Raw genomic sequence first — 9,511 nt, 5'->3', positions numbered from 1 at the left:
TGCGCGATGTGCAAGCGAACACCCGTGCTGCGCACGGGTGTTGCGCTCCCGCTCCGCGGGAGCGCTGGCGGGTGGCTGCGCCACCCGCACAACCCCGCTGCTGTGCAGCGAGGTTGACGGTCCGTCCGCTGCGCTCCCGGACCGGCGGGACTTCGTCCCGCTACCAGGCCTCCGCTTCGCTCCAGCCTGGCGGGGCGGGTCCGCTGCGCTCCCCTGCCTGACGGTCCTTCCGGCTGCGCCTCCAGAACCGTAGGGGCCCGCTGACGCGGGCCGGGCTGGCTACGTGTCAGGGGTTCCGTCCTGTGCGGCAGGGTGGGGCCGCCTCTACTTTCCAGTGCCTCATCCGAATGGCTCTCCTCGAAGCCTGTGATGCCACCAGCTGCCCCCTCTGCGTCGGGGATCACGGAACGCGAACGGATCTGGGAGGGTACGACGCCACAGCTCCGCATCGAGCACAGCAAGAAGTGCCTCGAGTTCCCGGCGCGCCGGGACGGGCAGTACTACCACCACCCGCTCCAGCAATTCCCTGGCCTCGGTCACGTCTTCCAGGCTGTCCGAAGGGCACGGGCATCCAGCGTAAGAGATCTCGAGATACCGGCCTGGCCGGGCGAGGAACCGCCGGCACCAGTACAGGGCCGTCTCAGTAGCACCGGGCCACACTTCTTCAGCGTCTGTCTCCCGCTCGGCCCGGTGCACAGCAGCGGAAGTCCGCGGCGACAACCGGTCGATCCGGTACGGCTGGTGCAATGCGTAGAGCTTGGGGTGAGGGGCACGCAGGGCGCCCGGCCGCCTACGCGGCATGACCCTTTCGGGCAGCGATCGTCATACCGACATCTTGCCACGGGGGTCTTCCACTGCACTTAAGGCCCAGGCGGGCCCCCTGCGCTCCCCCGCCCGGTGTCCTCGGTGCGTCCTTCGAACTCGCGTCGTACCGCTGCACCTTGGTCTTCGATCAGCCCACCCTCATCAGGGAAGTCCAGAACCGTGCCGCAGTGACTGCACAGCTTCCCGTCTTCAGCCGGCGTGCCACATGCCTTGCAGAACCGGTTGCCCTTCTCGTTTTCAGTCTCCTGCGTCATGACTCTCCGGGAACAGAATGGACGTGTTGGCTTTGGGTGCGGAGTACCCGTGGCATCGAAGTTGATTCGCTCATAGCGTCTGCTTCATTTTGAAGGTGCGATAGACTATGGATTCAGATGACTCCAGCGCTGCGAGGTCTGTGCTGCTGCAGGGTGGCTATGCGTGTCTCGCATCAAGGGGCATGTATCGCCGTCTCGGTGGATCCGCCTCGGGGGCCAACACTTGTCGTCTGCACGCTGGTTGTTCAGGTGGGGTTGTCTGAGAACGGGCGTCTGGCTCCGCGGAAGAGAGTAGATCGGAATGGCTGTGAAGGAACTCCGTCCTCATCAGCGAGAAGCCGTGGACGCAGTGCTCCGTGCGCTCGAATTTCCTGCACGATCTACCGTGCCAGAGCGGGGTCTGCGCACTCAGGTGATCATGGCAACGGGAACCGGCAAGACCCTTGTGGCCGCCCGGAGTGCCGAGGAGCTCCGGGCCGGCCGTGTGCTCGTCCTCGTGCCCTCGCTGGACCTGCTGGCCCAGACCGAGACCGCATGGCGCGAGGGCGGCCGCACCGGCCCGATGATCGGGGTCTCGTCCCTGCGCGGCGAGGAGGCTGCCTTTCCGAACACCACGGACGTGGAGGAGCTGGTCGACTGGGTGCGGCCGTTCGATAAGATCACGGTGTTCGCCACCTACGCCTCGCTCGGGCTCGGCACGCTGGAACGCGCACACCAGGCCGACCTTCCCGGGTGGGACCTGATCGTGGTCGATGAGGCACACCGGACCTCGGGACGGTTGGGCAAGCCGTGGGCGGTCGTCCACGACAACACCCGCATCCCCTCCCTACGCCGCCTCTACATGACCGCCACGCCCCGGCTGTGGCAGCTCGGCGAAGAGCAGGAGCAGCAGGGCGCGCCGGGTGAACTGGTGGCGAGCATGGAAGACTCCCCCGACTCGCCCTTCGGCAGCCGTTGTTACACGCTGACGCTGTCCGAGGCGATCGACCGGGGCATCTGTGCTCCCTATCAGGTGGTGTGCGTGGACATCACCGACACGCAGCTCCAGGCCGCCCAGTTGCTGGGTGAAGACGCGCGCTCCGAGCAGGTGCGCGGGGCGCGGCTCGCCGCGCTGCAGACCGCATTGGTGAGGGCGTCAGCGGAGGAAGGGTTCCGCAGGACGCTGGTCTTTCACCACATGGTGAAGGAGGCCGAGGCGTTCGCGGCCGGCCTCCCCCACGTCGCCGCACAGCTGCACGCCGTCGACCCCGAGCTGTACCCCAAGACGATCTGGGCCAAGTGGCTCTGCGGCGACCATAAGCCGCTCCACCGCAGGCGGGTGCTGGGGGAGTTCGCCGAGGGGATCGCCACGGACGGCACCGTCGTGGAGAAGGGCTACCTGGGCTCGGTGAAAGTGCTGGGCGAGGGCGTCGACACCCAAAACTGCGACTCCGTCTACTGGGCCGACGTACGCGGCTCCATGCCCGACCTCGTCCAAGCTGTAGGCCGGGCGCTGCGCATGCAGCCCGGGGAAGGCAAGGTCGCCTCCCTCGTCGTACCCGTCCTGCTCGGCCCCGGAGAGACGCCGGACAACATGCTCACCTCCGGCGCGTACGGTGGTCTGGCCAAGCTGTTGGAAGCACTCAGGGCGCACGACGCCCGGGTCGTGGAGCAACTCGCCGAACAGCAGGCGCGAAGCCGTGTCAGGGGTGTACAGAGTCGCAGCGGGCCCGAGGAAGACGAAGCAGCTGGCAGCGACCGAAGCGACCGTGGTCTGTCAGTACCGGCCAGAGAGCTGCTGAAATTCAGCACCCCCCGCGACCCCGCCCAGCTGGCCGCGTTCATCAACCTGCGCGTCCTCAACCCTGAACACCAGCACTGGCGACGCGGCATCGAAGCCGCCACCATCTACCACCGACTCCACGGCGACCTGAAGGTCCCCTTCACCTACCGCGTCCGCGCCAATGATGCCCCGGAGGTGGAGGGCGAGGGCTGGACGGCCTCCCTTGCCGGGTTTCCACTTGGGCAATGGATCGCCGACGCGCGGAGGTTCTACGCCCGCGGGGACATGGACGAAGACCGCATCGCGCAGCTGGAAAAGCTCGGCATGATCTGGTCCCACTACGACGTCGCCTGGGAAGAAGGACTCGCAGCGGCGCGCGGATGGGCAGCCGAAGCCGGCCACCTCCTTGCCCCGCTGGACGCCACCTACCGGGGCTATCGGGTAGGGATCTTTCTGAAGAACGCGCGGGCCGCCGCCCGGCGGGCTCAGGACAACGAACAGCGGCAGGCCGAAGGTCTGCCGGTGAGGCAGACATCAGGCTGGGTGCTGTCGGCCGAACGGCGCGAGCAGCTCGAGGAAATCGACCCCTCCTGGTGCCCGGTCTGGCCGGTGGAGTGGCAGCGGTGCTTCCATCTGATCCGGCTGCACCTGGAGGCCGGCGGCCTGCTGCCGACAGAGCCGGGCGTGGCCGTGCACCAGGGCGAGGACCTGGGGCGGTGGGTGCGCTCGGTCCGGCTGGGGTGGGACAAGCTCACCACCGTGCAGCGGTGGATGTGCGAGCACATCCTCGGCATCCAACCCGCCACCGAGAATGAGAAACCCAAACCGCGGGCCAGCCAGGCCGACAAATGGGCCCTCAACCTCGCCGCCGCCCGCCAGTACTACCAGCGCGAAGGACACCTGAAAGTGCCACGCAAACACATCGAACGGATCATCGTCGGCAGCGGGGAGGGGGAGGCGAGCGGCCGTGAGCACGGCGAGGAGCAGGAGCGGCAGATGAAGCTGGGGGCATGGGTAAGCAACCAGCGGTCCAGGGCCGCGACACTGTCGCCGGAACGTGTGGAACAGCTCACCGCCATCGGCATGCGCTGGACCTGACCCGCTCTATCATCGGCGCTCTCCTGGGGCTCTCGTAGCCGACGCCAGTTAGGCGTGGTTTCCTTTGGTGTGATCGTTCGTTGAGCCGTGCCTGACGGATCTGGTTGAGCGGTTGGTGCCGGATGGTTATGGAGGCTGTTCCGGCGGGTGGTTCCGCTGGCGGAGGTCATGCGTCCGCAGGGCGGCGGGTGACGGCGGGCGGGTGACCGTGAATGCCTGGCGGCGATCATCTTCGGAGCCGCCTCGGGGTGCCTGGCGGCAACTGCCCCCGGTGTTCGGGCCGGCCTGGCCGGCGGTCTACCGGCGCTTCGCCCCGTGGAGCCAGGACCGGGTCTGGGCCCGGCTCCACCGCGTCATCCTCGACGAACTCGGCGCTCGGGGCGAGTTGGACTGGTCGCGGTGCGCGATCGACTCCGTATCGACTCCGTCAGCCTCCGGGCCACGGAAGGGGGCCACTGATCGGGCCGAATCCGACCGGCCGCGGCAAGAACGGATCGAAGACCCGCCTGATCGCGGACCGCAACGGTCTACCTCTGTCGCTGGGTATATCCGGCACCGGATATGCATGACAGTCTCGGCCTGAAGCCGCTGGTGCGAGGGATTCCACCGATCCGCTCCCGTCGCGGCCTACGGCGCCGGCGACCGGCCAAGCTCCACGCCGGCAAGGGCCACGACTACGACCACCTGCGCCGATGGCTCCGCAAGCGAGGCATCCGCCACCGCATCGCCCGCAAGGCACCGAATCCTCCAAGCGGCTGGGCCGCCACCGCTGGGGTCGTCGACAGGACGGTGTCCTGGCTTGCCGGCTGTCGGCGCCTGCACCGCCGTTGTGGGCGCAAGGCCGGACACTTCCTGGCCTTCGTCGGCATTGCCGCAGCCCTCATCAGCTAGCGCAGACTCACCAACTGAAACGACGTCTAAGACGTCGTTTCACTCCAAGCCTCCCTCTCGAAGCCAAATGACCAGGTCCGCCCATGGTGACAGCAGGCACTGGCAACCGGTCAGGCCTGCACCACACGCGGTGGTCATGCGGGGCTGCCACCGCTCGTGCACCGCTTTCTCCAGGCGCTGTGCGAGGTCGGCGCGAGGTTGGCGGATCTGGTCCTTCACGTACCGCTCCACGGTGCGCTGCGAGATGCCGAGTGCGCTGGCCACCGCGGGTGCTCTTGAGCTGCTTGACGAGGTATCGCATCTGCGCGCCGGCCGGTTTGGGGATGGGGTGGTCTGTGCGGGCTGCTGTGGGGCGGTCACGCCCGGGCCGGGGGGGCCGCCCGACGCCGGGCGGAAGGGGCCGCACAAGTGGCTTGTGCCGTAGGGGCACATTCTCGTGCTGGTGCCGGTGCTGGATCCGCTGGCGCAGACGGTGAAGGCCTGGCACGACGTCGGCACAAGGGGCCGGCGGTGGCGGTGTGCTCGCTCCAGGACGACCCGAGCTGTGTGGGCCCTCAAGGTCCGCGGCGAGCGGACAGCTGTCGCGTGGGCGCTGTACGGGCGCGCTGAGCGCGATCCGCCCCAGGCCGGATAAGACCCGGGCGGGGAGGGGGCCTCGCCAGCGCGCGAGCAGGAACGAGGCCGGGGGCAGACCCGCGCCGGGTCTGCCCCCTTTGGGTTCACCGCGGTTGCTCAGCCGGGGCGTTTCGTGGTTGCGGGAAGAGGCCGGCCGAGGCGGTGCACGGTGGCGACGGTGTGGGTGTTGGTGCGGTTTCCGTTCTTGTCGATGCCGAAGTGGCCGCTTGCGCCGGCGATGGCGTTGTTGCGCAGTGCGTACAGCTCGTTCCTGACGGCGTAGCGGTTGGGCAGGCTGGAGGGGTCGCCGTGGGCGGCTGCGCGGTGCAGGGCGGTTGCGGCCGTGAGGACGGCGTCGTGGGCGACGATGCCCCAGTAGCTGCTGGTGAGGTGTTCTGCGGGGAATTGCTGTCCGTGGTGGTGGGAGGTGAAGGCTTTGGCGAAGGCGTTGTAGAGGCCGCGGCTGGGGTTGTCGGCGCTGCGGAACTGGTCGGCGCTGGGGAAGGACGCGTACAGGACGGTGATCGGCGCGTCAGGGTCGTGGAGTGCTTCTGTCTTGGGGTCGAGGGCTGCCGCATCCGATCCGGTGACGACGGTGATGGGCTGGGTGTGGCAGCTTCGTTTGGCCAGCGCGTCGAGGAAGTCGGGCAGGTACTTGACGCGGGCGGCGTAGTAGACGGTGTCGATGGTCTTGCCGGTGCTGCAGAAGTTCTGGGTGATGGTGGGCAGGATGGCGCCGGTCCCGCCGCGGGGGTCGAACTTGAAGTCGGAGGTGTCGTCGAGATGCTTCTTGAGGCCTTTGATGGTGCGGAAGCCCCGGTTGAGGGATGCGGTGTAGAGGTCCCTGGTCCCATTGGGCGTTACTGAGGTGCTGACCAGGGCCGCGGTGCGCTGGGCGGAGGGCAGTTGCTTGCTGATGGCGGTGAGCTGGTCTTTGTTGGAGAGGGCGACGCGGGCCAGTCCGTTGATCGGTCCCTTGCCGTCGACTGCGCCGGTGGCGTCGAAACCATCGGCGGTGATCAGGTCTCCGACCATGGGCAGGTCGGCCTTGCTGAGCTTCCGGGCGGCGTCGACGGTTTCCTGCTGGCTCAGGCCCATGCCGGCCACCGCCACCAGGCGGTCGGTGTCCCTGCGGGCCACAAGCTGGTCCACGGTGCGCTCCCAGTGCTTTTGGGAGCTTGCCATGCTGGCCACCAGCAGCCGGATCTTGGGCCTGGTGTTCTTCTTGTTTGCCTCTTCGACGGCGGTGTAGGCGCCCTCGAGCTCGGCGACGTACTGGCCGATCGTGAGGTTGTTGGCGTCCTTCGACGTCAGCGGTGTCAGGAACGCGACCGTCACGTAATCACCGTCCTTGATCACGTTCCTGTTCTCGGCGCCGATGGCGGTCATGACCGGCTTCAGGTCACTGCCGAAGACGGCCGCGCCGTCACTGCCGTCGGTGACGCCTGTGCATTCCCCGTCGGCCTCGGTCACCAGGCCCGGATTGAACGTGCCGCAGTGCTGTTCCTTGAAGTCGTGCTGACGCCACTGCCAGACCACCCCGACGGCGCCGGCGAGAGCCAGCACGGTGCCGGCCACCACGGCTGTGCGCAGCCGGGAGCGGCCGCCCAGAAGGCGCGCCCACCGTCTGCCATGCTCGGCTGGTGGCACGGGTTGGCCCGTCTGAGCCGGAACTGCGTCTTGCGGTGTGTTCTCCTGCGGGGAAGCCGTCTCCTTCCAGCTCAACTCCTCCCAGCGCGTCAGCCACGGTTCCTGTTCCGTCTCGCTCAGCCCACAGGCGTGCAGGAAGCCGACCACGAAGTTCCGGCCCGGCAGCGCGTCCTTGTTCAACGCGTTGTGGATCGTGGTGGACGACAGCTTCTCCGGGCCGTCGGCGCTTGCCTTCTCCAGCTTCCTGTAGGTCAGGCCCCGGCCCTTGTACAGCTGGATCAGAGCGTTTCGGAAGTCCTTGTGGTTGCGCGCCAGCAGCGGGTCGGGCCAGCGCCGCTGCTCGCTGTGGGCGATTGGCGGGTTCTCTGGCTGTGTCATCACACGCCTCCAGGAGAGCCGGTGGCCAGGCGCTGCCCATTCAGCCATGCGCCGATCTGTGCGGCCGCGGCTCCGGCCGCCATGACCAACCCGACCGCGTCACAGACGGGCTGCCCGCTGCACACGAGGACGATCACCACCAGCAGGATCAGCGCGAAGACGGTGACCCGCTGTGCGGGCTTGAGGTTTGCTCCGCAGGAAGCGTGATCCGACGGCGGCGCCGCCTGCCGGTGCCGTCGTCGCGTAACGTGTCGTGACATAGGTCTTTCCCCTCCCGGGCGCGGCGAAGATCGCCGACGAGTACGGCTCGCTCATCCGCGACGGTTACCGGCCGTGACGCGGACATCACTCACCTAATTCCATCGCCCGGATAGCGGCAACCCCCTCTGCACAACCGGAAGCAATCCGAACATCCGCCATCAGCAAAGACCCGCCGCTCGCTTTTTCCGCTCGATACCGGGGGCGGTGTTGATGCGTTCTGACCGCTCGTTCATCGGCGCCTGCATCGCCCATGGGGCAACTGGAAACAGGCTGCGGGACACGTTTCCGCAGCATCGCCAGACCTACCCGGCAAGCCCTCCGACCTGGGCATTCACTGTTCGGAACACTTCCGGACAGTGAAGATCTTGCCCGGCGGCCGGGAGGATGGTGAGCTGAACAAGCGGAACCCCCGCTCCTCGAAAACGCCGCTCTCCCCTCCTGGGCGCGGCAGCACATAAGCGGGGAAACGAGGGGACTCCAGTTACCGGCTGGAGTCCCCTCACCCCACCCACCTTCGCAACGCAAACACAACTATTCCGATCCCCAGCAAACGGGAACCCCGCCCCGTCAACGGAAATTCAGAACCCACAACCAACCCTCCCTCCCAGAGCACGCCCCCCGGCCCGACCAGCCCCCCCACACGAGCGGGGGCGGCCGGGCCCGCCGTGGGGGTCGTCGTCTGCCGGGTGCTCACGGCCGACTCCTCCGGCGTCCGGGGAGGTGCACGGGCCGGGGGCGTGACCGGCAGGCCGGCTGTCCCAGATGGAAGGGCGGTCGGCCGCGGTCAGGAGGCTGTTGATGCGGCGGGCGAATGCACAGCCGGGCAGGAGAAGTTCGGTGTCTGGCTCGCGGAGACAGCCGCCCGTGACAGCGGTGGGAATGCAGCCCATGAGCTTGCTGACACCGGCGGGCCTGGTGCGGTCTGTCTGGCGAGGTGACGCAGGATCCGCACGAAGTGGGCGGTGCAGGTGCTGGTGATGCGGTGACCTGCCCCGGGTACCAGGTGTCACAGTGGCCGAACACGCAGAGCTCGAGCGGTGACCTGCCCCGGGCACCAGGTGTCACAGTGGCCGAACACGCAGAGCTCGAGCGGAGGTTGGACATCGTCGGTCCGGCGGCGCCGGAAGCCGGCGGTGTCCCTCCCGCGCCAGGTGGTGCGGGGAGAGGCAGCAAGCGGCGGCTTCCTCCACCGCATCACGTCGACAGGCACCGAGACCCCCCACGACAGCAGGTAACGGATCTGCGCCCGAAGCAGCCGGTCTTGAGGCCGGGCAGACCTCGGAACTAACCACGCGGCAAGGGCGAGCCGCCCAGATGGTGGCACGGCCGACCTCAGGGCCTGATCAGCCCGCCTCGCGCCACCACGCGGGAGACACCCTGAGGCTCCAGACCTCACCCGCCTGCCCCTGGGCGTCTTCGTCCGCGCGGACGAAGATCCTCACGCCGGACTCGGGCACCCGGCAGCGGTGCATGTCCCCGGCCGTGCCGTCCCGGTTCCGGTTCGGGATCCACCGAGCAGCCGAGCCCGGCGATCGCGGCGGCCAGGCCCTCGAAACGCGACCAGGGAGCGAAGCGGCCATACGCGCCGCGCAGAGCCGCCGGTACGGACGACCCGGTGTCCCACCGCAGACGGTGCACCTGCACGCTCACCCCGAAGCAGGGCCAGGCGCCGCCCTCCTCCTGGAACGACAACTCCACCAGCCCCTAGGGCCCCGGCAGGCAACGTTTGCCCGTCAAGGAGCGGCGTCCGGTGCGTGCTCTGGGGGTACCCCCTGCT

General features: G+C 68.2%; 3 protein-coding genes and 2 pseudogenes. 2 read left to right on the top strand and 3 right to left on the bottom strand.

Annotated features, from left to right (window positions below):
* The first annotated feature begins 1,380 nt into the window (after positions 1–1,380).
* Together AOQ53_RS34785 and AOQ53_RS46960 are read left to right on the top strand one after the other, a co-directional pair.
* Positions 1,381–3,939: a DEAD/DEAH box helicase gene (locus AOQ53_RS34785; protein WP_078945642.1), complete on the top strand. Its 2,559-nt coding sequence runs from the start codon at positions 1,381–1,383 to the stop codon at positions 3,937–3,939.
* A 91-nt stretch (positions 3,940–4,030) separates the two neighbouring features.
* Positions 4,031–4,830, top strand: a pseudogene (locus tag AOQ53_RS46960) (IS5 family transposase).
* Between the two features lie 135 nt (positions 4,831–4,965).
* Here the strand turns inward: AOQ53_RS46960 and tpg are convergent.
* The 3 genes and pseudogenes from tpg to AOQ53_RS42155 all read right to left on the bottom strand — a co-directional run.
* Positions 4,966–5,155, bottom strand: a pseudogene (gene tpg, locus AOQ53_RS46955) (telomere-protecting terminal protein Tpg); the annotation flags it as partial.
* Between the two features lie 407 nt (positions 5,156–5,562).
* Entirely contained in the window at positions 5,563–7,473 is a 1,911-nt protein-coding gene (locus tag AOQ53_RS34775) for a hypothetical protein (RefSeq protein WP_236711919.1), read from the bottom strand.
* Positions 7,473–7,733: a hypothetical protein gene (locus AOQ53_RS42155; protein WP_078945641.1), complete on the bottom strand. Its 261-nt coding sequence runs from the start codon at positions 7,731–7,733 to the stop codon at positions 7,473–7,475. Before AOQ53_RS42155 ends, AOQ53_RS34775 begins: the two co-directional genes overlap by 1 nt.
* Between the last annotated feature and the right edge of the window lie 1,778 nt (positions 7,734–9,511).

Origin of the sequence: Streptomyces azureus, assembly GCF_001270025.1 — a bacterium.
Taxonomy (GTDB): domain Bacteria; phylum Actinomycetota; class Actinomycetes; order Streptomycetales; family Streptomycetaceae; genus Streptomyces; species Streptomyces azureus.
The sequence above is the reverse complement of the archived record's forward strand: the minus strand, read 5'-3'. Positions and strand labels throughout refer to the sequence as shown.